25 protein-coding genes are annotated in these 25939 nt (G+C 35.2%); 11 read left to right on the top strand and 14 right to left on the bottom strand.

The features are described 5' to 3' along the window. Positions 1-8 precede the first annotated feature (8 nt). The 5 genes from SD1D_RS01280 to SD1D_RS01260 are packed head-to-tail and all read right to left on the bottom strand — an operon-like array spanning position 9 to position 6947. Entirely contained in the window at positions 9-671 is a 663-nt protein-coding gene (locus SD1D_RS01280; protein ID WP_058257245.1) for a Yip1 family protein, read from the bottom strand. Further along, positions 646-2142, bottom strand: coding sequence for a tetratricopeptide repeat protein (locus tag SD1D_RS01275; protein ID WP_058257244.1), 1497 nt, complete (start codon positions 2140-2142; stop codon positions 646-648). The genes SD1D_RS01280 and SD1D_RS01275 overlap by 26 nt, the downstream gene beginning before the upstream one ends. Positions 2143-2151: 9 nt before the next feature. After that, positions 2152-3012: a carbohydrate ABC transporter permease gene (locus tag SD1D_RS01270; protein WP_058257243.1), complete on the bottom strand. Its 861-nt coding sequence runs from the start codon at positions 3010-3012 to the stop codon at positions 2152-2154. A 52-nt stretch (positions 3013-3064) separates the two neighbouring features. Next, positions 3065-4003: a carbohydrate ABC transporter permease gene (locus SD1D_RS01265; protein WP_058257242.1), complete on the bottom strand. Its 939-nt coding sequence runs from the start codon at positions 4001-4003 to the stop codon at positions 3065-3067. A 25-nt stretch (positions 4004-4028) separates the two neighbouring features. Continuing rightward, the gene (locus tag SD1D_RS01260) at positions 4029-6947 is read right to left on the bottom strand and encodes an extracellular solute-binding protein (protein WP_058257241.1); all 2919 of its coding nucleotides are present in this window, start codon (positions 6945-6947) and stop codon (positions 4029-4031) included. A gap of 467 nt (positions 6948-7414) precedes the next feature. Here SD1D_RS01260 and SD1D_RS01255 point away from each other — a divergent pair, with 467 nt between their 5' ends. The 6 genes from SD1D_RS01255 (at position 7415) to SD1D_RS01230 (ending at position 13389) form a co-directional block, all read left to right on the top strand. Then, positions 7415-8314, top strand: a complete 900-nt coding sequence (locus SD1D_RS01255) for a helix-turn-helix domain-containing protein (RefSeq protein WP_058257240.1) — start codon at positions 7415-7417, stop codon at positions 8312-8314. 213 nt (positions 8315-8527) lie between these two features. Further along, positions 8528-9838 carry a redoxin domain-containing protein gene (locus tag SD1D_RS01250; RefSeq protein WP_058257239.1) on the top strand — a complete coding sequence of 437 codons (1311 nt, stop codon included), beginning with the start codon at positions 8528-8530 and terminating at the stop codon, positions 9836-9838. Positions 9839-9882: 44 nt separating this feature from the next. Beyond that, positions 9883-10320 carry a winged helix-turn-helix transcriptional regulator gene (locus tag SD1D_RS01245; RefSeq protein ID WP_058257238.1) on the top strand — a complete coding sequence of 146 codons (438 nt, stop codon included), beginning with the start codon at positions 9883-9885 and terminating at the stop codon, positions 10318-10320. Positions 10321-10404: 84 nt separating this feature from the next. Further along, the gene (locus SD1D_RS01240; protein WP_058257237.1) at positions 10405-10947 is read left to right on the top strand and encodes a spore coat protein; all 543 of its coding nucleotides are present in this window, start codon (positions 10405-10407) and stop codon (positions 10945-10947) included. A 212-nt stretch (positions 10948-11159) separates the two neighbouring features. Beyond that, positions 11160-12170 (top strand): hypothetical protein, encoded by a 1011-nt coding sequence (locus SD1D_RS01235; RefSeq protein ID WP_058257236.1) that lies wholly within the window; start codon positions 11160-11162, stop codon positions 12168-12170. Positions 12171-12348: 178 nt separating this feature from the next. Further along, complete coding sequence (locus SD1D_RS01230; protein ID WP_058257235.1) at positions 12349-13389, top strand: FAD:protein FMN transferase; 1041 nt, start codon at positions 12349-12351, stop codon at positions 13387-13389. Positions 13390-13439: 50 nt separating this feature from the next. Here the strand turns inward: SD1D_RS01230 and metF are convergent, their stop codons facing one another. Further along, positions 13440-14306: a methylenetetrahydrofolate reductase [NAD(P)H] gene (metF, locus tag SD1D_RS01225; protein WP_058257234.1), complete on the bottom strand. Its 867-nt coding sequence runs from the start codon at positions 14304-14306 to the stop codon at positions 13440-13442. A 75-nt stretch (positions 14307-14381) separates the two neighbouring features. Beyond that, positions 14382-14663: a DUF503 domain-containing protein gene (locus SD1D_RS01220; RefSeq protein ID WP_058257233.1), complete on the bottom strand. Its 282-nt coding sequence runs from the start codon at positions 14661-14663 to the stop codon at positions 14382-14384. 153 nt (positions 14664-14816) lie between these two features. Here SD1D_RS01220 and SD1D_RS01215 point away from each other — a divergent pair, with 153 nt between their 5' ends. From SD1D_RS01215 to SD1D_RS01205, 3 genes are all read left to right on the top strand, one after another. Further along, on the top strand, positions 14817-15758 hold the full coding sequence (locus SD1D_RS01215) for a metallophosphoesterase family protein (RefSeq protein WP_058257232.1): 942 nt from the start codon (positions 14817-14819) through the stop codon (positions 15756-15758). Between the two features lie 139 nt (positions 15759-15897). Continuing rightward, entirely contained in the window at positions 15898-16929 is a 1032-nt protein-coding gene (locus SD1D_RS01210; protein WP_058257231.1) for a D-alanine--D-alanine ligase family protein, read from the top strand. 14 nt (positions 16930-16943) lie between these two features. Then, positions 16944-18314 (top strand): UDP-N-acetylmuramoyl-tripeptide--D-alanyl-D-alanine ligase, encoded by a 1371-nt coding sequence (locus SD1D_RS01205; RefSeq protein WP_058257230.1) that lies wholly within the window; start codon positions 16944-16946, stop codon positions 18312-18314. Positions 18315-18429: 115 nt separating this feature from the next. On the opposite strand, the gene SD1D_RS01200 is transcribed toward SD1D_RS01205, so the two are convergent. Next, positions 18430-18936, bottom strand: coding sequence for a nitroreductase family protein (locus tag SD1D_RS01200; RefSeq protein ID WP_058257229.1), 507 nt, complete (start codon positions 18934-18936; stop codon positions 18430-18432). A gap of 165 nt (positions 18937-19101) precedes the next feature. Between SD1D_RS01200 and SD1D_RS01195 the strand changes: the two genes are divergently transcribed. Continuing rightward, positions 19102-19773, top strand: coding sequence for an FMN-dependent NADH-azoreductase (locus tag SD1D_RS01195; protein WP_058257228.1), 672 nt, complete (start codon positions 19102-19104; stop codon positions 19771-19773). Between the two features lie 100 nt (positions 19774-19873). On the opposite strand, the gene SD1D_RS01190 is transcribed toward SD1D_RS01195, so the two are convergent. The 4 genes from SD1D_RS01190 to SD1D_RS01175 all read right to left on the bottom strand — a co-directional run bounded on the left by SD1D_RS01190 (position 19874) and on the right by SD1D_RS01175 (position 22886). After that, entirely contained in the window at positions 19874-20419 is a 546-nt protein-coding gene (locus SD1D_RS01190; protein ID WP_157893079.1) for a hypothetical protein, read from the bottom strand. After that, complete coding sequence (locus tag SD1D_RS12790; RefSeq protein WP_087758712.1) at positions 20340-20618, bottom strand: DUF3784 domain-containing protein; 279 nt, start codon at positions 20616-20618, stop codon at positions 20340-20342. Before SD1D_RS12790 ends, SD1D_RS01190 begins: the two co-directional genes overlap by 80 nt. A 20-nt stretch (positions 20619-20638) precedes the next feature. Then, positions 20639-20911 (bottom strand): GNAT family N-acetyltransferase, encoded by a 273-nt coding sequence (locus SD1D_RS01180; protein ID WP_242955234.1) that lies wholly within the window; start codon positions 20909-20911, stop codon positions 20639-20641. Between the two features lie 553 nt (positions 20912-21464). Further along, entirely contained in the window at positions 21465-22886 is a 1422-nt protein-coding gene (locus SD1D_RS01175) for a cellulase family glycosylhydrolase (RefSeq protein WP_058257227.1), read from the bottom strand. A gap of 250 nt (positions 22887-23136) precedes the next feature. On the opposite strand from SD1D_RS01175, the gene SD1D_RS01170 reads away from it, so the two are divergent. Beyond that, the gene (locus SD1D_RS01170; protein ID WP_058257226.1) at positions 23137-24873 is read left to right on the top strand and encodes a cellulase family glycosylhydrolase; all 1737 of its coding nucleotides are present in this window, start codon (positions 23137-23139) and stop codon (positions 24871-24873) included. A gap of 76 nt (positions 24874-24949) precedes the next feature. Here the strand turns inward: SD1D_RS01170 and SD1D_RS01165 are convergent, their stop codons facing one another. After that, positions 24950-25420, bottom strand: a complete 471-nt coding sequence (locus tag SD1D_RS01165) for an anaerobic carbon-monoxide dehydrogenase catalytic subunit (RefSeq protein WP_058257225.1) — start codon at positions 25418-25420, stop codon at positions 24950-24952. Further along, on the bottom strand, positions 25384-25932 hold the full coding sequence (locus tag SD1D_RS12365; RefSeq protein ID WP_058257224.1) for an ABC transporter permease: 549 nt from the start codon (positions 25930-25932) through the stop codon (positions 25384-25386). The genes SD1D_RS01165 and SD1D_RS12365 overlap by 37 nt, the downstream gene beginning before the upstream one ends. Positions 25933-25939: the final 7 nt, after the last annotated feature.

The raw sequence follows: 25939 nt of genomic DNA, 5'->3' as shown, positions 1-25939 counted from the left end.
TAAAATGTTTAATATAGTCTGAATGTAGCTTCTTTATATAAGGCTACAAAATATCCCACACTCTGTGTAATTAAGCTAAAAAACATAACTATTAAGAATATAATTACTAACATAGCTACTATAGTAAGAAGGCTGGAAACCACGGCTTTTCCAAAGGTATAATCGTGTATCATCATCATAGCAGCAAGGACTAATATAACACACCATATAATACTAATATTGTTAAATACAGTGTAGTATGTAGATTCCTCGTAAGTTAATACATAAGTTAACAAAATGAGAGGTAAGTTAATCAGTACATATGGGGTAAAGGCATATGCAGTGGCCATATAAATATGATTAAACTTTCCCTTACCGTCCATTAAGGTGGTAAGACACCAGTTAGCTATACACCATATAATAAACAAAACTACAGTGGGTAAAACCCGCATAAATAAGTTGAAATATTCCCATTGAGGCAAATAGTAGGGAAAGGCCGAATAAGTCCATGTCCAAATCTGTGTTAATACAACTAATATTATAATTGTATGAGCAGCCCCCATAGATCCCCGCTTTTCATGTATTAAGTCCCAAAAGCCGTCAAAGGGATGGAAAATTACATATAAGCTATATTTTAAGGTCTTACCTAGCTGTCTTAATCTATCTTTAAAACTCTCTGCCATTATGTTCATATTTTGCCGCACCCCCTTTAACCATCTTTCTAATTTTACTTATTATCAAGGGAATAACAATCAAGGCTGCCCCACCTAAAAGCAAATACTTAATATTCTCCTCTACCCATTCCTGCCTATACTCAGCAAAGGCTTTGGAATAATTGTTTACATCACGTTTGCTCTTAAAGTACTTCATGGCTTCCTTATATTCCCCTTGACGAAGGAGGGCTCTTCCGATACCTATATATGCTAAGTCGTAATTTCCGTTTAAACGCAGTGCCTTTCTCCAATAGTCAGCAGACTCATCATAACGTCCCTCTTTATATAACTCCAAACCCTTATAAATGTAATTACCATATTCTGTTAGAGTAAACCTTGTGACAGATAATGATCTATTATCTAAAACAAATAGGTCAGTACCCATACTTTCTATGGAAATGGGATATTGAAAATACCCTAACTTATTACCTACACCACCAAAGGCAAATAACAAATTACCTTGAAAGTCATATCCAAAAATTCTTCCTCTGTTACGATCTAGGCAAAAATAAGTGTCATTTTCCATAGGAACCACATCTTCAAATCTAGATGGTCCGCTTATATCACCGCCGGATCCCCACTGAATATCACCTATAGGCGGTTCATAACCGTTTCTAACCAATATATCTGCACCAATGGAATTTAACATACGAACAGGATAAACCGTTTTGTTTGCCAATTGACCCGGTGTAAATGTGGTCATTGTTGCATACAAGAAATCATCCTTATCTATGGCAAGATTAGAATACTCAGTGGGTACAAATTGAATCATTCTTTCCCTTTGTTCTTTTGTCATCAACCTCTTTACCAGTGCCTGAAAAAAGGTTGCTTTTACAGGATTTGCTCCTGTAAAATTCGTAAAATTACCCTCTTTATCATATTCCATAAATCCTTGGTTTACATTGGCTGCCAAAACAAATAGCCGTCCCGATGAATCCCCCACACATTTTAAGGGTGCAAAATTTGTTTCCCCAAGCACCGTGGGATCATCGGGTTTTACATAGGTTTTTATTACATTCAAATCCTTGTCCGTATGCAGTACCCGGTTATTATCCGTATCACAAATATATAGTTCACCTTTTTTATCTACAAAGACATCGGAGGGATTAAGAAAAGTACTTTCCTGTCCGTTTATAAAAACCTTGTCTATAACTTGGACAAGTTCAAAATATTTATTTACTACTACAATTCTGTTGTTGCCGGTATCCACTATATATAAATAATTATCCCTTACAAATAAGGATTTGGGATTATTAAAATCCCCTATTCCCAGCTGGGATCCAAGGAGCTGGGCTTGCGGTGTATATGCATCCGGTGATTCTAACTGATAACCGAAATACTCATAAGTATAAGTATAAGATTCTGATTCTGCCGATACCTTTGCCTTCGGACTTAACACCAATGTCAGCAGTAATAGGCATACAATATATTTCTTAACTGGTCTTCCCATATTATCACCTCACTCCTTAATTCCCGAACTGGCCATGGTTTCTATAATACTGCTTTGAGCCAAGATGAAGAAAAGTAAGGGTACAATTAGGATAAATAGTGTTACTGCCGCACTTACCCCAGCCCTTGCTATTATTCCACCGGTTACAACCTGGGAAAGGGCATAGGGCAAAGTTTTTAGTTCCTCATCATATATAAAGTTAGAGGCTCTTGTATTCCACAAATTTAAAATGGAAAATATGGACAGGGTCAAGGAGGCTGGCTTAACTAAGGGCAAAATTATTTTAATAAAAATCCTTACTTCCTTGGCACCGTCTACTTTAGCCGCTTCAATTAATACATCCGGTATCTGTTCCATAAACTGCTTCATCAAAAACAAACCTATGGGAGCAGCAAAGGCTGGTACAATTATTGCCCAATATGTATTAACCCATCCCAACTTTGTCATAACAAGATAGTTTGGTATTGCCATAACCTGGGGGGTGAACATCAGAGCACTGACAACTATGGTAAAAAACAATTTACTTCCGGGAAATCTGTATTTGGATAGCACATATGCAGCCATAGAAGCTACTATTAAGTGTCCTAAAGTACCAACCACTGTTATAAATACAGTATTAAATATGTACCGTGAAAAGGGAACCCAGGTTTTACCCATTAGGACAAATAAATCCGCAAAGTTATCTAGGGTCGGTTTGCCAACCCATAGCTTCGGAGGAAATAAGAATATCTCATCTAATGGCTTAAAAGCACTGTTTACTGCATAAACTAAAGGCAAGATAAAGAACCATCCAAATACTAACAGCACCAAGTAGACGAAGAAATCGCCCCATCTTGACCTATTCGGTTTTCTCTTTTTTAACTTAATCATATTAAATCTTATCTCCCTTTTTTATTCTTAACCTAAGATGGACAATGGTTAATCAAGTTCCAACTTTATTCAACATGGCGTTAACTGCCTTTTTAGACAGTATCATAGCCAAGAATAGAATTGTTGCTATGGCAGAGGCATAACCCATATCAAATCGAAGTGAACCATAGTCCATTAGGTGGGTTACCACTGTACTGGCTGCATAGTCTGTACTGGGGAAACCACAAAGTGCATTAGCAACCTCCCCTACTGTAAAAGACTGTGTAATTGCCATAACTGCACCAAAGAGCAACATTGGTTTCATATTGGGAAGAGTAATATACCACAACTCCTGCCAGCGGTTTTTAATTCCGTCCACATAACCTGCCTCATATTGATCTTGGCTTATGGTCTGAAGCCCTGCAATAAAGGATAGAAAGCCATTACCCAAACTCATCCACAGCACAACTATAATAACAACAGTCATCATATATTTTGGATCTGTCAGCCAAAATATAGGTTGGCTGGTTATTCCCCAATCCATCAGGTAAGCATTGGCCCATCCATATGAGTCACTGCTAAATAAGGTTCCAAACAGCATAAACATATTGACGCCGATGGATGGGGCAAAAAATATCAAGACAAAAATTGATCTTAAAACCCTCGGTAATTCATGGATTAACCATGCAAACAAGAAGGACATAAGGTATCCCACCGGGCCTGTAATAACAGCCAGAAGGAATGTATTCTGCACCGAAATCAAAAAGACATCATCGGCAAGAAGAAGATTAATATAGTTTTGCAATCCGATAAAATCCGGGGGATTTAAAACATCATAATATGTAAAACTATAGAATATTGAAATTACTACCGGCACAACGAAAAACACCGTAAAAAGCAAGGCATAGGGAAGTAAGAAAGCATACTGAACCCTGGATTTCCAAATGCTTTTTATGGTATAAGAAGCTTGTCTTTTCTTCCTTTCCTTCCATTGATCAAACTTTGCACTCATTTTTTTACTTGCTCCCTCCTATCCCCTAATCTACATCCAGACCTAGCTCAATTCGTTTATATTTTATTTCATCATTAATGGTCCTAGTATAATCTAAAAGAGTTTCTCTGGGATCTTCTTTTTTATAAGCAACCTTTCTGTATGCATTAATCATATGACGGACTGTGGAATATCCGCCGGGAACATTTGGAGTACCAACTGTCCATTTCCATTGTTCCCTGATTATTTCTGCATCCTTATTGCTCCAAGCCAATTCTTCAAAGGCCACTTTATTGGCTGTAGCATATCTTGCCGCAGAGCCCATGATACTTTCCAGTTCACGACCAAAGCGAGTATTAGTTTCAGAACTTACCCACCACTTTAAGAAGGTCCATGAAGCATCATAATCCTTGGCATCTTTAAGGATCATACTACAGGTTCCTCCAAAAGGAACAGAACGATCTATAGTTCCATCCTCTTTTTTCGTACCGGGAACCAAGGAAAACTCCCATAATCCTCTGATTTCAGGGGCAAATACACTTAATACGTTAAAATTACTATAATCCTGAATACCTATAGGCATTTCACCGGTACGGAATCTATTAACAAAATCATACTGACTGGGTAAACTGTAATGGGTATAAAATCTGGTAAAGAACTCAAATGCTTCAACAGCTTCTTCCGAATCTAATAAAGTCCTTTTTCCATCCTCTGTATATAAACTTCCGCCCTTTTGATAAAGTAGGGCCATCATACCCGATGTATCCGGATTTTGGACACCGTTTGTTACCCTTTCCACTGAAGGCATGGCAAATTCCATATTATGCTTTTGTAACAAAGGAAGTAACTCCATTACTTCATCCCATGTATCAGGAACCTTTGCCCCTATTTCTTCCATAATATCCGTTCTATAGAACATAACACTGAAGTTTTGTGTCTCCGGTAAGGCATATATGCCACCGTCGTATTGATAGGGTACAAAAACACTCTCATGAAATTCGGATGCTACTTGATCAAAATCTTCAAATTGAGATAAATCTACTGCCGCATCTCGAATAGCATAGTCTACCGGTACATGGTTAAAGACAGATAGGGCTATATCCGGACCTGTTCCTGCAACGACAGCAGGTAGAAGGGTATTAGCATCAATTAGCTTGACATTAACCCCTATTCCATATGTAGGAGTAAATATTTCATCAATCATATTTTTTAGAATAGTTGCCTGGTCACGACCTGACAGCAGCCATACATCTATTACCTTTCCTTCCTCATATACACTTCCTAAAGTGGAATAATCTTCAAAGAATGATGCAGCAAAGGATCTTAACTCATGTGCCACCTTATCTACAAAGCTTTCCTCTACATTTGGCAATTTAGCTCCGTCTGCATTGATATATATATAATCTATATCCAACTGTGAATTGCTTAAATTTAAGGTTGAGGTACCCAGTGAGCTAATATCCATCTTAAATCCTTCCATACCTCTTGGTATTGAATCAGGATTTTTTATAAATCTTTGCAATTTTTTAGACATGTTAACAACAACCGCAGTATCGGCACCTCTTTGTCCCGTAGCTTCTTCAAGATTTTTGGTAATATCATTAAGAACTTTAATCTCTTCTTCCATAGCCGCCATAACTTCCGGATACTTAAGATCAATCCGGTAATCCCTGTACCGATCAGGTCTTGCCCCTGTAAGTACTAAGATTTTACGATATATAGAGTTAAGTCGGTATATGCTTTTATCTAACTCTGTAAGTATGTCACCTATTTTGCCCATGGTAACCTCTAGGCGGATAGTATGTTTACCTTTGGTTAAAGGAATTTTATATGGAACACCCTCTTCATCTGCAAGAGTGGTTAGCTGCCAGCCTGTGTTATATTTAAATTCAAGCTGGGCCGCTTCTTTAAATGGAGTCTGTCCGTCTATCATAACTGTTCTTACCGATACCATACCACGGTTATAATTTTGCTTAGCCTTAAAGGAAATATTATAAAAGCCATCTTCCGGTACTTCAAATTCCCATTCGATCCATTGTCCTGCTACTCTCCATTGATCTCCCCCAATACTGTTAAGCTTTATTTTAGAAGCACTATATGGCTCTGTATTAGAGGAAGCACGATCAAAAATCGCATACAAAGTAGGAGAAGATCTATATTCAGCCTCTTCCCCTTGTTTTTTATAATAAAAATCTGTATCAGTATTCTTATAGTTATTTGCATCAAAAGAGGCTATGTACTCATCATATGAAGGCAATTCTTCTTTCTGTCCAATTACAAGATTACTTATGGCTACAGGCTCACTTATAGCCACTAACCTAATAGTGTTCTTCCCCTTATTAAAATAGTAACTATAAGGTTCTATATAATAGCCCATATAATCTCTAAGATATGTACTCTCCCATCTTGGAGCTTCCGTCTGGGTTGGTCTTATTTCATTACCCCTATTATCCATCCTAATCTCACCGGCATCAGTCCACACACGGGAAAAAGTCAAGGTATCTGAACCTGAAAATGGCATAACCCCATTAATATAAAGCGCCCTTTCAATATCAATTCCTCTACCCTCTAAGGGATAGTAGTCTAAAGATATATTGTATAGCCCGGCTTCTGGAATATCTACTTCCCATTCCACAAAACCTTCTTCATGGGATACAACTACATCTTTTTTACCTAAGTACTCATTATAGGCATCAGTCTTTTCTGCTAAAGAATAGTTTTTAATATCAACCACTATCATGTGATTAGGCTTTGAGGCTTCTTTATACCTTTCAAGATAAGCACTGTAGATGTCATCCCTCCCCACAATTTCTTCAGTTTCTACCGGCTTTATGTCTTCACTTGTTAGTGAAGCTTCGTAACGTTCATTTGCAATCCTAACATAAATTGAATAACCTATTATTGCAGATACAATAAGCAGTATGAAGTAGAAACTTTTTTTCTTAAAAATAGACGCAACTGACATATCCTGTTCCTTCCTTCTTTGTATATATTGTATATTTTTTTATTAAATTAATTACAAAATTTACATAATGTATATTTAGTCTATCCCATGTTTTGCTTTTTTGCCTATCATTTTTTGCGGTTTATTTGCCATCTATTGCTAATATTTTGTGTAAAGTTACTATTTTCAATTTACTATTTTTTTACCCGGTTTACTAATTTAGCTAAATATACTAGAATAAAGTTATAAAGCATACTAGAAAACATTATATATTTTTGTGCTTGTTCTGAATAATTTTCTTCTTGTTACTAATCTGAAATAGCAATATTTACTTATTAACTTAATTGTCTGACTTGTTAGTTTTTACATTACAACTAGATTTTGTGCATAATTTATATTTTCCCCCTATTCTACCTATTATTATAGTATTTTCTAAGCGTCTAAATAAAAATCATTTATTATGGAATCCTATAAGAAAGGAGATTTATATGAGGATTTTAGACGGTATTTATGAAAAAGTAGATTACCAAAATAATTCACCGATTCTTTTGCACACTAATAAGGAGGTTGATAGTTACCCAGCCCATTGGCATACTGCTGTGGAAACCATTATGCCAATTAGTAATATCTACACTGTTGTAATTGGAAAGACTACATATCTTTTACATGAAGGGGATATTCTTATAATTCCACCGGGTGAACTCCATGAACTAATTGCTCCTAATGATGGAACAAGACAAATCCTCTTATTTGACTATTCTTTAATAAACGGCCTTAAGGGTATATCAAATATTTTTACTGTTCTAAACCAGCCCAGACTTATTACCTCACGGAATGAACCTGAAATAAACGCAGAACTTGTTAAAATCTTTCATGAGATTACAAATGAGTATAATAGTAATAAGAGCCTAAAAGAAGCTGCTATTTATTCATTAATTATTAAGATGTTCGTAATTTTAGGACGTAAATATATGAACACAGAACATATCTTTCCTGATGTCAAACTAAACAAACAGAAGGAATATATCGAAAAATTTAACTTGATTTTCGATTATATAAATGAAAACTTTATGGAAGAAATCTCTTTAGATACCATTGCAGATGTGGCAGGATTTAGTAAATTCCATTTTTCCCGCTTGTTTAAGCAGTTTACTGATATGTCTTTTTATGATTATTTAAATCAAAGGCGTGTCAAGGAAGCAGAAAGACTTTTACTTAACCCCAACTTATCTATCACCGAAGTAGCCATGCGTTCAGGTTTTTCAAGCATTTCTACATTTAACAGAGTCTTTAAGACTTTTAAGCAATGTACACCCACAGAATTTAAAAATCTATACCAGCGTCGCAACCGTATAAAACAAAGTATACATATGCTAAACTCAAAATAAGTACAGACCCCACCGAAATTAAGTAATAAACACTTTATACTTTATAAGATATAATTTAACTATTACTTATATGAATATATATAAGTAATAGTTTTTTATCTAGTAACTTTATTTTTAAAAGTTACTTGACTATATAAATATTCTATGATATTATAAAGCAAATTTATGTTACATATTGCAACTTTTTAACAAGCTATAATAAGGAGATGATTTATGTTAGATAATCTACTATCCCTAGATAATATTAGTTTTTTATTGGTTTTTATTGAAGGGTTTTTATCCTTCTTATCTCCCTGTGTAATTCCCCTAATACCTATTTATATGAGTTATTTGGCAGGTAATGCAAAACAAACCGATGAGGAAGGAAGAATTACCTATAAACAGACTGCTGTATTTATTCATACAATATTTTTCGTCTTGGGAATTTCTTTTGCCTTCTTCCTATTAGGAATGACATTTACCGCATTAGGAACATTCTTTAAGACAAATCAACTCCTATTTACTCGTATAGGAGGTATACTTATTATAGCCCTTGGCCTTTATCAAGTAGGTCTTTTAGACATAAAATTCCTACATAAGGAACGTAAACTTCGACTAAACTTAATTAACCGGCAGATGAATCCCTTGGCAGCTTTTATTATGGGATTTACCTTTAGTTTTGCCTGGACCCCCTGTGTGGGACCTGCCTTATCCTCAGTGTTAATATTAGCCTCCGGTGCTAAAAGTTCCTTGATAGGTAATCTTTTAGTCCTCATCTACGCAGTAGGTTTTATTATTCCCTTCCTGCTTCTGGGACTTTTCACCTCCCAGGTTCTAAACTTTTTAAAAAGCAAACAGAAACTACTTAAATATACTGTGAAAATTGGGGGAGTCATTTTAATTCTTATAGGTATTATGACTTTTACAGGATGGATGAATGGTATTTCAAAATATCTTAATAAGATATCTCAACCCTTAGGTAGTAAACAGGAGGAGCAAAATGAAGATACCATTTCAGATAAGGAGATATCAAAAGATGATAATTCAAATGATGATAATTCCCCTAATAATACATCAGAAGAAAAAGAAAAGTTTCCTGCTATAGATTTCACCTTAAAGGATCAATATGGTAATGAACACACTTTATCCGACTATAAAGGCAAGGTGGTTTTCTTAAATTTTTGGGCTACTTGGTGTAACCCATGTTTAAGGGAGATGCCAGATATAGAGAAAATCTACAAGCAGTATGGCAAAAATCAAGAGGAGGTAATTATTCTAGCTGTTGCCAATCCCTCTAGCGATGAATATCCTAACAATGCTGATGTAAGCAAGGATGAAATTATAGCCTTTCTTGATGAAAATGGATATACATTTCCTGTTGTATTTGATGAGACCGGTAACTTGCTTAGTGAATATTTAATTTCTGCATTTCCAACTACCTTCTTAATTGATAAAGAAGGCAATATTTCTGGATATGCCCCGGGTATGCTTACCAAGGATATGATGGATAATGTTATAGAACAAACTCTAAATTCAACCCAGTAAATTATTATTTTTATGATTTTTAAAATATGATAAAGGAGTAAACCATGAAAAACCTATATAATCTTCCCTGTAGTATTGCACAAGCCCTAAATATAATAGGAGATAAATGGACTTTACTTATTATCCGACAACTGATGCTTGGTTATGATACTTACTCAAGTATTCAAGAACGGCTAGAAGGTATCCCAAGTAATCTTCTTTCTAATCGCCTAAAAGCCCTTGAACAAGATGGACTGATAACTGCCAAGCTTTATCAAAGCCATCCACCTAGATATAGATATTTGCTTACTGAAAGCGGCCGGGACCTATCTGATGTCTTTAACAGCATCATACTATGGGGAGAAAAGAACTTGCAAAAATGTCATAAGAAACTGACTCACTCAGATTGTGGTCATAAAATAGAATTAACTTATTATTGCCCTAAATGTAATAAAACAATAAATCGGGAGGATATAGTCGTAACTGATTCTAAGCATGATTAAATTATTTTGCATATTATTAACTTTTCACCTTCTAAATGGATAATTTATATATTTTTAGTAATACTAAGCTAGGAGGTGATTATCATGATTACAAATGTATCATTAACTACAAAAGAGCAATATCTGCTTCAGGATCAAAAGTCCCACGAACAACAATGCGTCCTAAAATACGATAATTATGCCAATCTGGCGTCGGATGCTCAACTTAAGTCCATATTCACAACCCTAGGTCAAAAGGAAAAAGAGCATTTACAGACTATCAACCAATTATTAAACGGCCAAATTCCCAACATCACTAGTCAAGGGGGCTCAAGTTCACAGTCACAAAATCAACTGCAACAACAAGGCCAACAACAAAACCAACAACAGCAAAGTCCTATGGCCATGTCAGGTCAACCTTCTATGCAGCAATCTGCAAGTAACACTACTAATTTAACAGATAAAGATATGTGCACAGATATGCTTAGTACCGAAAAATATATATCCGGAACCTATGATACAGCCATTTTTGAATTCAAAGATCCAAGAATTAGAGATGTGCTGAACCATATTCAAAAAGAAGAACAAAAACATGGAGAAACTATTTTCCAATACATGCTAAGCAAGGGAATGTATACACCACAATAATTTTCTCCTCTTGTAATAAGCGGCCAATAAAACTGCTTATTATAAGAGGAAATTTTTTTAACTGTTATGTACTTTCTCCCATTTGTTGGTTTTGTACTAATATGTCCTAATAAAATCCTAAAACTTCAACAAAAGAAGCCTTAATCATTGTAAAATATATCCGCATTGTAAGTTAAATTTTAGACAATCTAAACAAAATGGAGGATTATAAGATGAAGAAAATATTATCTTTAGTCATATGCTTAGCATTAGCTACGACTATGCTAACAGCATGCAATAACGCCGGCAATAACAATAAAGGCGTAAAGACTGGTCTTGCTGTAATAAGCAGTGCTGCTAAGTCCAGTGAAACAACTACCGAAGCAAATGGTAAAGTACAAGTTGACTCTACAGCTGTTGGTGTTCTTGTAGATGACAAGGGTGTAATTACAAACTGTGTAATTGACGTAATTCAGTCTATCTATGACTATTCAGCTACCGGTGAGATTCTTACTGATTTAGGCACAACTTTTATCAGCAAAAAGGAATTAGGGGATGCTTATAATATGAAATCCACTTCACCTATCGGTAAAGAGTGGTTTGAGCAGGCTGAAGCCCTTGAAAAATATGTAACCGGAAAGACTCTTGAGGAAGTTAAAGGTATCGCTGTTGATGGCGGCTATCCTACTGAAGAGGATTTAACAAGCTCTGTTACAATGAATATTGCTACTATTATTGATGCTATTGAAAAAGCTGTTAACAATGCAAAAGATTTAGGTGCAAAAGAAGGGGATAAGTTAGGTCTTGGTCTTACTTCCACTGCACACAAGAGCTCAAAGAATGCTTCTGAAGAAGGTGACGGTTTAGTTCAGGCTTACACTCACTATGGACTTGTATCCTTTGATAAGGATGGCAAAATTACCAGCAGCATTATTGATGCTTCTCAGACCAACGTATCCTTTAATACTGAAGGAAAGATTACTTCCAACCTTGAAGATACATTCAAAACTAAAAATGAACTTGGATATGATTATAATATGAAAGACAGTTCCTCTATCGGCAAGGAATGGTTCGAACAGTCTGAAGCATTCAGCAAATACATAAAGGGTAAGACTGTTGAAGATGTTAAAGGTATTTCCTTAGATTATGGAGTACCTACCGATGAGGATTTAGCAAGTTCAGTTACAATAACAATTACAGATTACATCACCGTTGTAGAAAAAGCCGCAGCAGTTGCAAAGTAATAGAAGTTATCAACTAATATTAATTACTAAATAAATATACTTGAATTTAGAATTAAGCATTGGGGTTGCAAACATATTAGAATTAAAATGTTTTGCAATCCCTTATTTTTATGTTATTCTAGCCATATAATAAACTTATAACTTTAAAGATATCCATTGATACTACAGGAGTTTAAAAATGAAAAAATCGATAGCATTATCTCTTTTCTTAATAATAGGACTTCTTGCATCTTCCTGTGATAAAGCAGCAAAAAAATATGAGGGTAGCTTTCTTGTCTTATTTAATACAGTAACAGAAATAGTGGCTTATACAAAAGATGAAGAAGAGTTTAGAGAATTGGCTAATTTTATTTACGCCGAACTGGAAGAATACCACCAATTATATGATAAATATAATTCCTATGATGGGATAAATAATATAAAAACTATAAATGATTATGCCGGCAAAGAACCGGTAAAAGTAGACCAAAGAATAATAGATTTGCTGAAATTTTCTATCTATGCAAATGAACTATCTAAGGGTAATGTTAATATAGGTATGGGTTCTGTACTGGAAATATGGCATGACTATCGTAGTCTTGGAATAGATAATCCCACAGAGGCAAAGCTTCCTCCCATGGAACTACTTGAAGAAGCTGCAAGTCATACTAATCTTGATAACCTAGTAATAGATGAAGCTAATTCCACGGTATTTTTAAAAGATAGTAAGATGCGCCTTGATGTAGGGGCCATTGCAAAAGGGTATGCTACGGAGCAAATAATTAAAGCTGCCTTAGACAGAGGATATACAGACTTTTTATTAAGTGTAGGCGGAAATGTCCGGGCAGTAGGAGGAAAGGGCAAAGAAAAAGCCCCTTGGGGTGTGGGTATACAGAACCCTGATAAAGAATCAGAAGAAAATATTCTATATACCCTTAATTTAAAGGACTTATCCCTTGTTGCCAGCGGAAACTATGAAAGATATTACACGGTAGAGGGTAAAGAATATCATCATATTATTGACCCCAAGACACTTATGCCATCAGAATACTTTACAGCCGTATCAATTGTATGCCACGATTCCGGCATGGCTGATTTACTCTCCACTGCAATCTATAATATGTCCTTTGAAGAAGGACTTGCCCTTATCGAAGGCTTAAAAGATACTGAAGCACTATGGATATTTCCTGATAAATCAATAAAATACAGTTCAGGCTTTGAAGCCTTAATAAAAAAATGATTTATCCACAAGAACCTTAAAATAATGGGTCTTTATCAACATTATATTAGCTATGCGTTAATAATCCCTTTAATACTTTCACTTATCCTTCTGGCCACATAAGGGTTATTCATGGTATATAGATGAATTCCATCTACTCCTTGTGAGATTAAATCTACAATTTGATCAACGGCATAGGCTATTCCTGCTTCCCTGATAGCTTCAGGTGAATGTTCAAAACGCTGCATCATCTTAGTAAACTTAGAAGGAAGGCTGGCACCGCATAAGGTCACCATTCGTTCAATCTGAGCTTTATTAATAACAGGCATAATTCCTGCTTGAATCGGAACCTTTACCCCCGCCTTCCTAACCTTTTCTAAAAAGTTATAAAAAAGGTCATTATCAAAAAAGAGCTGTGAAATTAGATGCCCGACTCCGGCATCTACTTTTATTTTTAAGTTCTCAATATCTTTTTCTATATTTTCCGCCTCAACATGGCCTTCCGGATAACAGGCACCGGATATGTAGAATTCTCCTCTATTTTTAATATACTGCACCAGTTCACTGGCATAGGAAAACTCTTTTTTAGCCGGTATATCAGGGTTAATATCACCTCTTAGGGCCAGAATATTTTTTACACCATTTTCTTTAAGCCGATCTAAAATCAGCCCAATCTCTTCCTTTGTATTATTAACGCAAGTTAAATGAGCTAAGGGTACAATTCCATATGTATTTAATATAGTGGAGGCAATATCACATGTGGAATTATCTGCAGCATTCCCCCCTGCTCCATAGGTTACACTAATAAAATCCGGTTGAAGCTCCTTTAAATCGTCCAGTGTTTTGTATATTGTATCTATAGAACTGGTCTTTTTGGGGGGGAAAATTTCCAAAGAGAATACGACCTTCTTTTTTTGAAATAAAGATGCTATTTCCATTAAGTTTACTCCTTTCATACAAACCATTTGAAACTTTTTCTAATTGTATCCACAATAGCAAATTATGTCAAGACATCAATATAGCAATCTTTCAATATTTATAATATCCCCCTCAGTATTTCCCTCAATAAAATTAATTACCGTATCCAAAATCTTATCTGCATGGGCACTACTGCTTGTTATACAGGCAATCCCAAGGACTATGCTCTGATGAAGATCTTGATCTTCCACCTCAGCTATGGATACATTGAATTTATTTTTCACTTTAGCACATAGGCTTTTTACAACCATACGCTTTTCTTTTAAGGAGTGAACCCAAGGTGCATATATTTTTATCCTGACAGTTCCTACTACCATAATCATCCCTCTATTTCATAACTTCATAACCTTCTATAATTACTATGCTTACAAATCTACTATTTTATAAAAGTAATGTCAAACATTTAATTAAAATGAATAAGCATTTTTTATTTGTATAATATAAATAAAAAAATATTTAGAGGAAAATGTATGAACACCGAAAAAAGACTGACAAAAGCATACAAAGAAGCCACAATTGAATACTTTGATAAAGATTCTAAATATGTTATTTTTAGTGACACACACCGGGGCGATGATAGTGTATCCGATGAATTTGCCCGTAATCAGGTGATTTTTCTTCATGTTCTAAATTACTATAATAAAAACGGCTATATATATGTAGAGGCAGGGGATGGGGATGAACTTTGGGAACATAAGAACTTTAATCATATTCGCCTTGCCCATAAGGATATTTTTATAGTATTAAAAAAATTTTATGAAGCAGGAAGACTTAGAATGCTCTATGGTAACCATAACATTTATCTTAAAAACAAGAAATATGTAGAAAAAAATTATTATCAGTTTTATGATGAGTATAATCAAAAAAAGGTAAACCTCTTTCAGGGTATAAAGCCTATGGAAGCCTTGGTCTTAAAACACCGGATAACAAAACAAGAAATTCTTATTGTTCATGGACATCAAGGTGATTTAATAAATGACCAGTTCTGGTATATATCAATGATTCTTTTACGATATTTTTGGAGGTTCTTGCATATAGTAGGCTTTGAAAATCCCTCCAGTCCCGCAAGAAATTTATATAAAAGGCATAAGGTTGAAAAAAACTATAATAAGTGGATTAAGAAGCATAAAATAATGTTAATTTGCGGCCATACTCACAGAATTAAATTTCCTAAGAAAAATGATCTGCCCTACTTTAACACAGGATGTTGTATTAACACCAGGGGAATACCGGGTATAGAGATAGTGGATGATACTATTTTAATGGTGGATTGGAGAGTTAAAGCTGATGAAAATGGTAACATGCGAATTGAAAGAACTATAGTAAGAGGTCCTGAGCCTATTGAAAGATATAATTGTAAGAATATCGGCAATTTTAGTAATGATTCTAATTGCAGTCAAATAGATAGTTAGCTATATTTATCAGGCACAATTTCATATAAATACAATAATATGGCAATATAAATGTAACTTTACTTGGAACAGGGTTTGAGTTATACTGTCTCTAAAAGTAAAGATCTATTTTTGCAATATATGAAAGTGAGGAAGTAGCATGAAGATAGTAGTATTAGCAGGGGGAACCAGTCCCGAACGAGATGTATCTCTTTCTACAGGAAAGATGATTTATAAAGCTTTAAAAAATAAGGGACACCAAACCATACTATTAGATGTATATTTAGGTTACGAAGGAGATACAAGTAATCTATTTGATATAGAAAAAGACTGGGCCGAAGGAATCGGCAATATCGGTACCTATAATCCAGATATAAAGGAAATTAAAGCCCTAAGAAAAGGCAATCCAGATCACTTCTTCGGACCGGGGGTACTGGAAATATGCGACATGGCAGATATCGTATTTTTAGCACTCCACGGGGAAAACGGTGAAGACGGCAGAATCCAGGCTGCCTTTGACCTAATGGGTATTAAATATACCGGTACCGATTATGCCAGCAGTACCATTGCTATGGATAAGGCTGTCTCCAAAGAACTGTTTACATATTATAATATCCCTAGTCCTAAAGGTATCTATGTTAGAAAGGGAGAAGAATATACTTGGGATAGCTTTCCTTGCGTTGTTAAGGTAAATAATGGTGGTTCCAGTGTAGGTGTATCCATTGTGCATTCAGCTGATGAAATGGATGCTGCCATTGATAATGCCCTATCCTATGGGGACCAACTTATTATAGAACAATATATTAAAGGTAGGGAGTTTTCTGTAGGAGTAATTGACGGAAAGGCTTTACCTGTTATTGAGATTGCCCCTATTTCAGGTTTTTACGATTATAAAAATAAATATCAGGCAGGCAATGCCATTGAAACATGTCCTGCTGACCTTGATGAGGCCATATCAAAACAGATGCAGGATTTTGCAGTAATGGTATTTAAGGCTCTTCGCCTAAAAACCTATGCCCGAATGGACTTTTTATTAAATGATAAAAATGAAATCTACTGCCTAGAAGCAAATACCCTTCCCGGTATGACCCCTACATCCTTACTTCCCCAAGAGGCCAAGGCTATAGGAATAGATTTTGAAGATTTATGCGAATTAATAATAGATATTTCCTTGAAAAAATATAATAAATAAAACGAGGGATAATCATGAAAAATATGACTTTGTCAAATATAGCAAAAGCTTGCCAGGGTAGGCTTATCTTAAATAACCACCATGATACAACCATAAAAGGTGTAGAAATTGATTCTAGGAAAATAGAAAAGGATTATCTTTTTATAGCTCATAAAGGTGCAAGGGTTGACGGTCATGACTATATAGAAACAGCTTATACAAAAGGTGCTATTGCAGTAATCTGCGAGAAAGCTCCGGCTAATGTCGATATGCCATATATATTAGTTAATGATAGTCTAACTGCATTAAAAGATATTGCCACTTGGTATCGTATGCAGCTTGACATTCCGGTAATCGGTATATCAGGCAGCGTAGGAAAAACCAGCACTAAGGAATTTGTAAGCAGTGTCTTGTCTCAAAAATACCGGGTTTTAAAAACCCAAGGAAATTACAACAATGAAATCGGTCTACCACTAACCGTACTGCAAATTAAAGAGGAACATGAAATTGCAGTCTTAGAAATGGGAATCAGTGATTTTGGAGAAATGCACAGGCTTAGTAATATTGCAAAGCCCGATTATTGCCTGCTTACCAATATAGGACAATGTCACCTTGAGAACTTAGGCTCAAGAGAGGGTATCTTAAAAGCAAAATCAGAAATGTTTGACTTTATGAATAAGGATGGCAGTGTTATTTTAAATGGGGACGATGATATGCTCTCTACCATCCCACAGGTTAAGGGAAAAATCCCCCTAAGATATGGACTTAGTCCTAATAACCATGTATATGCCGATAATATTATATCCCATGGTCTTTTGGGAAGCAGCTGCCATATACATATTAAAGATGAAATTATACCTGTAAAGATTCCTATGGCCGGCCGTCACATGATTTTAAATGCCCTGGCTGCTGCAGCCCTAGGCTCAGTCCTTGGCCTTACCAATGCAGAAATCTCCCAAGGGATAGAACAAATACGGCCTGTCAGCGGAAGGAACAATATTATAAGTACTGATAAATGGACTATAATCGATGATTGTTATAATGCCAATCCTGTATCAATGAAAGCTGCCATAGATCTTTTAGTTATGGCAGATACAAGACAGGTGGCTATCCTAGGAGATATGGGAGAATTAGGCCTTAAAGAAGAATACCTCCATAAGGAAATTGGTATATATGCTGCCTCAAAAAATATAGATATAATTATCTGTCTTGGTAAACTCTCATCCCATATGTATAAGGGTGCTAAAGAAATATTAGTTAGCAATAATGATAGATTGTTCTACTTTGAAACTTTGGATGGCTTAATAGAAGCACTTCCTTCCATATTAAAAAAAGATGATACTATTTTAGTAAAGGCTTCTCATTTTATGGGCTTAGATAGGCTTGTAGAAAAACTTCAGGCTTAAAGATATAAATAGATGCATGGTATAAATTTAAAAATACCCATGCATCTATTTTATTTACTATTATAATGCAAATTTTTATTATGTGCCTAAATAAATAATCCTTTTTTAATAAAATTTAATAGGTCTCATAATGTATTCTAGTTGGATCAAAACGATCTACAAACTTATTCTCCTGCCCTTCTTCCGGATATCCAATGGCAATTACACAGAAAGGCTTTATTTTGCTTTTAAGTCCATATACGTCAGCTATAAATTTCATTCTATCTTCCATAGGAGCAACTCCAAGCCATACGGATCCCAGTCCCAGATAAGCTGCTTCCAATAAGATATTTTGTGTGGCTGCTGCTAAGTCTTGTTCCCAATGATGCTGTAATCTCATTCTGTCCTCATTGCCTAAAACCACTATGGCTAAAGGTGCCTCTGCTACCATCTTAGAGTATGCACTGATTTCTGAAAGTTTTTTTAGATTGTCTTTGTCCCGGACTACAATAAATTCCCAAGGTTGTTGATTAGCTGCTGATGGTGCCTGCATAGCAGCCCTAAGAATTTTTTCAATCTTCTCTTCTTCCACAGCCTGCTTCTTATACCTGCGTATACTTCTTCTGTTAAAAATAACCTCCATTTATTTTCCTCCTTAACATGGTATTTTTATATTTAGACAAGCAACAAGATTCTTAAGTATGATGTCCTAATTATATCATAAAAATGATAGGATTTAAGATTTCATAATATTTTTTACAATCCTCAGCATACTAATATCAAATACTACTTGTAAAGGGGAATAAAATTGAGAAAATTATTGTATATTACTGTTAATTCAAAACCAGAAAATCTATCAGCCTGTAAAACCGTAGGAAGAGCCTTTGTAAATAATTTTATTAAAAAACATCCGGATTTTACCATAGAAGAGTTAGACTTATATAAAGCCCATATACCAAGACTTGAATATCAGTACTTTCAAAGAAGAAATTGCATTATTGATGAAGAGGCAAGGAAAAAACTACCGGAAAAGGAGCAAAAAGAGATTCAAAGAATCGTTAAGTTATGCGATCAATTTATAAGTGCTCAAGTATATGTTATAGCGGCTCCCATGTGGAGTTTGTCCTTTCCTGCTCCCTTAAAAGAATATATTGATTGTATTATTCAAGAAAGCAAAACAATTACATTCCCTGAAAAGGGAAGCAAACCGGAAGGTCTTCTAAATGATAAACCTAGGACTGTTATCTATATTCAGTCTTCCGGTGCAGAAATCCCCTGGGTTATGAGACCTATACTTAACAGAGGTTTAAATTATATTGAAGATATAATGAAATCCATGGGTATAAGCAACTTTGAAAGACTCTTAGTGGACGGAACCGGCACCACAGAAATAGAAAGATTAGAGGCTATTAATAAAGCAAAGATTAAAATAGATGATATAATAGAAAAGATAGAACTTAAAGAAACCATGCTTGTTTAAATATAAAGATGAGACTGTTTAGGTTATTAACTAAGCCGGATACAGTCTCATCATTATATATCATCATCAATCTTTGTTTGCAAATATTTTAAACATATTATCACTGCATAGATAATTTGTCAAGGATTTCCTGATAAAGTGCTTGTGTCTCATTTATATCAATGAGATTAAAGATTACTGTCCCATTATCGGTATATAAATAAATGAATGGAGGATTATCAGCATCAACAAACAATTTTACCGAACCCAGTTCCTTTGTTTTGAAATGTCCTTTTAGTTTTGAACCTATTGCTGAACCATTGGTTCTTAACTGAATACTTGGCAATGTATCTTTTAACTGTACCTGCTCGATACTTTCCCATCTATAGAGATTACCATACATACCATGTATTTGTAACCCATCATCCATAATACTTATCTTGCTTGGTTTCAGTGAAAAAAACATAACACAGGCTACAAAAATTAGGGAGATAACTACAATACCCATAGGTAAGGCCATTTGCTTCCATGCTCCCTTACGTAATGTACCGTCTTCATGGAATATATGCTTATCAAACTTTTGACCCCTAATTAAAATATAAATTGTTGAAGTTGCAAAAAATATTATAACCAAGGATGTAAGCCATTTTAATTCTAAGCCATACAAGGCCCCCTGCTAAGATAAAAAGGCCACCGTTAATATAGGCATATATGCCAAGCAAACGGGCAAGCCCTTTTATATCGACTTTTTCCTTTTTCTCTTTTGACATAGTATTATATCCTGATATTAGGAAATACCATTTAAATACATGAACCCCCAAACCTATGCCAATTAATATGATACCTACTATTATTAAGAGCCACATTCTAAATCTCCTTTGTAAAATTAAGCTAACATATCATGGTAATCTTCATTCTTTTCCATTTGTACCTTAACAAAAGAACACTGGGGAATAATTTTCTTATTTTCCTTCCTCGCCCATTCTATAAGCTCTTTCAGCAAGATTTTTCCTACTCCTCTACCTGAAAGTTCATCTGATACATAAGTTCTATCCACAATTATTTTATTATCATCCTGTGGAATAAATGTTATTTCAGCTAAAGGACTATCTTCTGAGTCTCCTATATAAAAACCTTTACTTCCTTTCTTAATTTCCAATATAGTCCCACCTCCTAAATAGTTTGCACTATAATTATACCACATATATAGCTTGCTACCTAGAATAAACCTTTATGATTATTGGATAATTTTCTAAGATTATCTATGTTACAGAACTTGACATTGTGCTACTTTACAAAGTACCAAAAAATATGAACACAATACAATAAGGTATCATGTCCCCATCTGTTTTACTTATTTACCAATAATATATTTGACACCATGTTTTATTCTGAAGTATCAGACTTGACACTGCCTATTATAAAAAAAGACTTTCTATGATATTTAAGATTTTACCATAGAAAGCCTATTATCTTTTAATATTTACTTGGCCGTCAATTTGATTATTGGCAATTTCTATAGCAGCCTGTATAGAAATTATAGTTTGCCCATTATTTAAATAATTTCTAGATGGTTCAAATTGATTATAAAACATAAAGATCACCTAACTTATGGTATATTATAATTTACATTATATTCATTATCTGTGTTAAGTGACATCTCTATGTTTCTATGTCCTTATATGTTTTATATTCCCTTAATGATATTATCTTTAATTTATATCACAGACTATACCATTTAACTTAAAACTACTAGGCTTATTATTAGTTCCATTATGGCTGATATTAAAACCAAAGGTTACACTACCGCCATTGGCCCCTATATTTCCGTTATAAGAAAGATTTTTTGCGGTTACTGTGGAACCGCTTGATGTGTATGTGGCGTTCCACATATTTGTAATTTCCTGTCCACTGGGAAAATCCCATTCTAAAACCCAACCATCAATAGCTGTGGAACTGTTATTAGTAATGGTAATACTAACAGTTGATCCTGTATCCCAATTATTTTGCTCATAAGATACAGTAATTTTATTATCCTGATTTGGTCTAGGTGTAGGTGTGGGATCTCCAGGCCTTGGTGTCGGGGTGGGCACTTGGGGTGTGGGTGTCGGAGTTATGATAGGAGTCGGTATTGTCACAGGCTTCATATTTCTGCTTACAAACTTACCTGATTCAGATAATTGTGCATCAGTCCATCCACCGTTTGTGCTGGCTCCGCCCCTTAATGCGGCTGAAACCTCATTCTTATCACATAAGGACCAGTTACACCAACTTAACTTTCTTGCATCCATAAAGTCAATCCATCTTTGTGCCTCTGCAAGATATGGTCCCCCATCACCTGTGGCATCAGAAGTTCCCCATTCACTAATAAAAACGGCTATTCCCTTTGATAAGGCGTTATCTATCTTATCCCTTAGCCACTGGGTATGGGTTCCGGCATAGAAATGACAAGCATACATAATATTTGAATATGGCAGAGGATCATTTGCTGCTATATCAACATCTTGGCTCCATGTACTGGTGCCCACAATAATTATATTATCAGGGTCAATTGCTCTGATTGCAGGTATAATATATTCTGCATAAGGCTTAATTTCCCCTGACCAGGATACTCCATTGGGTTCGTTACATATTTCATAAATCACATTTGGATAATTTCCATAAGTTCTGGCCATTTCTTCAAAAAAGGCTTTAGCCTGTTCCCTATGGATATTAGGGTTACCATCGCTTAGAATATGCCAGTCAATAATTACATAAATACCTGCCTCAATGGCTGCTTCTACGACTTCTTTTGTCCTAGACTTCATTAGGGATGGATTACTTATGTATCCTCTTTCTTCCGTATACATAGCTGCTCGAACTACATTGGCTCCCCAGGCATTTTTCATAAAGTTAATGCTGTCTCTGTTCATATAATGACCATACCACTGTAGTCCATGTGAACTCATACCTTTTAACTGTACAGCTTGTCCACTTGAGTTACATAATTGGTTTCCTACTACCTTTAGCTGTCCGTAGGGGGTAGCTGCTTCGACCTTTTTAGGAACAAATAAACTTGCCGCCATAAGTATCAACAGACATCCCAAAAAGGCAGAAAGACTTTTTTGTAGCCTTTTTTTCCTTATAAATTTCATGATTATAACCTCCTTATTAATTATATAGTTTTTTAGTAGCTACTTTTTAATACCTTTTTATATTATTATTGTATATGTTACAATAAATGTAATTTTTTGTCTCTGGTACTAATTTACTATTTTTGGTATTTTGACAGATTGTTGATAATTTTTTCCTTTATTTTGTGGTGATTATTTACAAATCAATCTTTCTGTGTTATTGTATTTATGGTACTATTTTCCATAATTTATAATTAATAGGAGGGTTGTTATGCAAAGAAAAGCTAAAAAAGCTATTAACTTCTTACTTGTTATGGTCCTTGCCATAACCTTAGTTTCTGCCTTTCAGTTAAAAAGTGCTTTTCCAAGAGCCGCTACTAGTGACGCAAGTGTCAGTCTGAAAGCAGGAAACACCTGGCAAAGTGCCGGAAGCACATTCTTACAAGTTGACGGAACAATTACCAACAAGGGTAAAGCTTCCATCACCAACTGGAAAGTTACTGTTCCTCTGGCCCCATCAGGAGCTGTAAACAGCTGCTGGAATATGGATTATGATTTATCTGACGGTATTCTTACTATTACACCTAGTGATCATAACCAAACTGTTCCTGCCGGCGGCTCTATAACCTTTGGTATGATTTTAACTAATCCAGGGGACTTTGATACTGAAAAAGCAACTCTAATCATCCCCGGAAGCCCTAACAATCCGGAAGATCCTACAGATCCTGCTAATCCTCAAGATCCGGATGATCCAGTAGACCCTACCAATCCGTCTAACCCTACAGCTAAGCCTGTTCCTCCTCCAACTACCGATGACTGGCTATATACAGACGGTAATAAAATTGTTGATAAGGACGGCAAAGAAGTATGGCTTACTGGGGTTAACTGGTTTGGTTACAATACAGGCACTAATATATTTGACGGTGTATGGGCATGTAACCTTAATACCACCATACGAGACATTGCAGACCGTGGTTTTAATATTCTTAGAATTCCTTTTTCTTCAGAATTAATCTTACAGTGGAAAAATGGTATCTATCCTAAAGCTAATTATAACGATTACATAAACCCTTATTTAGACGGAATGAATAGCTTGGAGATTTTCGACTATGTGGTTGGCCAATGCCGTGCCAATGGCCTTAAGATTATGATTGATATCCATAGTGCCGAAACAGATGCGGCAGGTCATTTTGCACCTCTTTGGTATACAGATAAGATATCAGAAGAGGATTACCTTGAATCCCTTGCTTGGATGGCTAATCGCTATAAGAATGATGATACCATCGTTGCTTATGATTTAAAGAATGAACCCCATGGTGCTGTAGGTGATAAGGTTCGAGCAATCTGGAACGATTCTGATGACCCAAATAACTGGAAGGCAGTGGCAGAAAAAGCTGCCTTAGCAGTGCTTTCTAATAATCCCAATGCCCTTGTTTTAGTTGAAGGTATTCAGATTTATCCTAAAGACATCAATGCCAATAGGGATTATAGCTCAAGAAATAAAGATGATTACTATAATACCTGGTGGGGTGGAAATCTTAGAGGGGTAAAAGATTTTCCTGTTGAATTAGGCAAATACCAGAACAAATTAGTATACTCTCCCCATGATTATGGTCCTTCCGTTTCAGCACAACCATGGTTTGAAAAAGATTATACCATGCAGAGTCTCTATGAGGATTGCTGGAGAGATAACTGGATGTACATACATGAAGAAGACATTGCACCGATTTTAATCGGTGAATGGGGTGGATTTATGACTGCTCCCAATATAAAATGGATGACCTTATTCCGTGATTTTATTATTGAGCATAAGCTTCATCATACTTTCTGGTGCTTTAATGCTAACTCCGGAGATACCGGTGGACTAGTTCTTCACGATTTCACCACATGGGATGAAGAAAAATATGCATTTGTAAAAGAAGCTTTGTGGCAAAAGAACGGTAAGTTTGTAGGACTTGATCATGAAATTCCTCTTGGAGCAAATGGAATTACTTTAAGCGATTATTAATAAAAATTAGTATGCCTGCAACTGGCTTTAATGCTGTTGCAGGCTACTAGTTTTCCTCCTCTTCTTTATCCTAATTCTAAATATTCCAATTTAAGTCTTTTCTTTTTTGCTTTATATCTAAAATAATCTTATCCGCCAGCTTAATAGGATCAACTTCTACTACCATTACTGACCCAAGTGTTTTTTTGGTATCTTCAAATAAATATTTCATTACATTTTTTGAACCCTGTACAGGGGGATAAACTGAATGATATGAGTTTATTCCCAAAAGCCTAAACCCAAGAGCAGCTGAAACACCCTTTTCATTAGACCATTCAGGACTTGCAAAGGCAAAAGGCATATCCTTTATATCCTTTCCAAGAAAATCAGCCAATGCTCTAAAAAGTGCAGAAGCTCTTGCATTATCAAGACATTCACCCATATGCCATACAGGGGGCAAGTCTGGTTTTAGAATTTCTCTAAGTTCTTTTCCTGCATATTCTAATGCTTTAGTATTACAATAGCCAAGTTTCAAAAGAGGAAAGGAGGCACAGCCATTGGTAAGCACAATGGGTTTTCCTCCATTGCCCCATATGCACTATAAGTACCTAATACTTTACATTCTATAGTTTCTGAAAGAATTTTTTCACCTTCTCTGTATTCATATGTAAAAAAAACAGTACGCCCTACGTAATCTTCCATAACCTTTTCTCCGTTAAGCGAAACTGTAAGATTAGGTAATACTATTCCACTTACATTCATTCCTCTATAATCTATATTTTCTTCTAGTATTCCTTCATTAAAATCAAAACCATTTATAGTAACATTATAAATTGGATTATTTTTGGACTCTTCCAGTAATCCATATATATTATATTGACTGATAACGCTAACTACATTATCTAGATTTTTAATTTCATCTATCATATTTTGAGGTATGTAAGTTCCATGAATACGTGGATATATATGAAGTACATTATTCTTATCCAATTCTTCAACATTTTCATTAACTGCTTCTTTTGCAATTGAAGCTATCCCTAAAGTTAATGTAAAAATAGTCAAACAAAAAATGCAGGTCATGGAACCC

Origin of the sequence: Herbinix luporum (genome assembly GCF_900070325.1) — a bacterium.
Taxonomy (GTDB): Bacteria; Bacillota; Clostridia; order Lachnospirales; family Lachnospiraceae; genus Mobilitalea; species Mobilitalea luporum.
Note: the sequence above shows the minus strand (reverse complement) of the source record. Positions and strands in the feature narration are given on the sequence as shown.

What these genes read in the sequence shown, in the direction of transcription:
- SD1D_RS01280 (WP_058257245.1), bottom strand. Translation starts at nt 671, where the DNA reads ATGAACATAATGGCAGAGAGTTTTAAAGATAGATTAAGACAGCTAGGT.
- SD1D_RS01275 (WP_058257244.1), bottom strand. Translation starts at nt 2,142, where the DNA reads ATGGGAAGACCAGTTAAGAAATATATTGTATGCCTATTACTGCTGACA.
- SD1D_RS01270 (WP_058257243.1), bottom strand. Translation starts at nt 3,012, where the DNA reads ATGATTAAGTTAAAAAAGAGAAAACCGAATAGGTCAAGATGGGGCGAT.
- SD1D_RS01265 (WP_058257242.1), bottom strand. Translation starts at nt 4,003, where the DNA reads ATGAGTGCAAAGTTTGATCAATGGAAGGAAAGGAAGAAAAGACAAGCT.
- SD1D_RS01260 (WP_058257241.1), bottom strand. Translation starts at nt 6,947, where the DNA reads ATGTCAGTTGCGTCTATTTTTAAGAAAAAAAGTTTCTACTTCATACTG.
- SD1D_RS01255 (WP_058257240.1), top strand. Translation starts at nt 7,415, where the DNA reads ATGAGGATTTTAGACGGTATTTATGAAAAAGTAGATTACCAAAATAAT.
- SD1D_RS01250 (WP_058257239.1), top strand. Translation starts at nt 8,528, where the DNA reads ATGTTAGATAATCTACTATCCCTAGATAATATTAGTTTTTTATTGGTT.
- SD1D_RS01245 (WP_058257238.1), top strand. Translation starts at nt 9,883, where the DNA reads ATGAAAAACCTATATAATCTTCCCTGTAGTATTGCACAAGCCCTAAAT.
- SD1D_RS01240 (WP_058257237.1), top strand. Translation starts at nt 10,405, where the DNA reads ATGATTACAAATGTATCATTAACTACAAAAGAGCAATATCTGCTTCAG.
- SD1D_RS01235 (WP_058257236.1), top strand. Translation starts at nt 11,160, where the DNA reads ATGAAGAAAATATTATCTTTAGTCATATGCTTAGCATTAGCTACGACT.
- SD1D_RS01230 (WP_058257235.1), top strand. Translation starts at nt 12,349, where the DNA reads ATGAAAAAATCGATAGCATTATCTCTTTTCTTAATAATAGGACTTCTT.
- metF (WP_058257234.1), bottom strand. Translation starts at nt 14,306, where the DNA reads ATGGAAATAGCATCTTTATTTCAAAAAAAGAAGGTCGTATTCTCTTTG.
- SD1D_RS01220 (WP_058257233.1), bottom strand. Translation starts at nt 14,663, where the DNA reads ATGGTAGTAGGAACTGTCAGGATAAAAATATATGCACCTTGGGTTCAC.
- SD1D_RS01215 (WP_058257232.1), top strand. Translation starts at nt 14,817, where the DNA reads ATGAACACCGAAAAAAGACTGACAAAAGCATACAAAGAAGCCACAATT.
- SD1D_RS01210 (WP_058257231.1), top strand. Translation starts at nt 15,898, where the DNA reads ATGAAGATAGTAGTATTAGCAGGGGGAACCAGTCCCGAACGAGATGTA.
- SD1D_RS01205 (WP_058257230.1), top strand. Translation starts at nt 16,944, where the DNA reads ATGAAAAATATGACTTTGTCAAATATAGCAAAAGCTTGCCAGGGTAGG.
- SD1D_RS01200 (WP_058257229.1), bottom strand. Translation starts at nt 18,936, where the DNA reads ATGGAGGTTATTTTTAACAGAAGAAGTATACGCAGGTATAAGAAGCAG.
- SD1D_RS12790 (WP_087758712.1), bottom strand. Translation starts at nt 20,618, where the DNA reads ATGTGGCTCTTAATAATAGTAGGTATCATATTAATTGGCATAGGTTTG.
- SD1D_RS01175 (WP_058257227.1), bottom strand. Translation starts at nt 22,886, where the DNA reads ATGAAATTTATAAGGAAAAAAAGGCTACAAAAAAGTCTTTCTGCCTTT.
- SD1D_RS01170 (WP_058257226.1), top strand. Translation starts at nt 23,137, where the DNA reads ATGCAAAGAAAAGCTAAAAAAGCTATTAACTTCTTACTTGTTATGGTC.
- SD1D_RS12365 (WP_058257224.1), bottom strand. Translation starts at nt 25,932, where the DNA reads ATGACCTGCATTTTTTGTTTGACTATTTTTACATTAACTTTAGGGATA.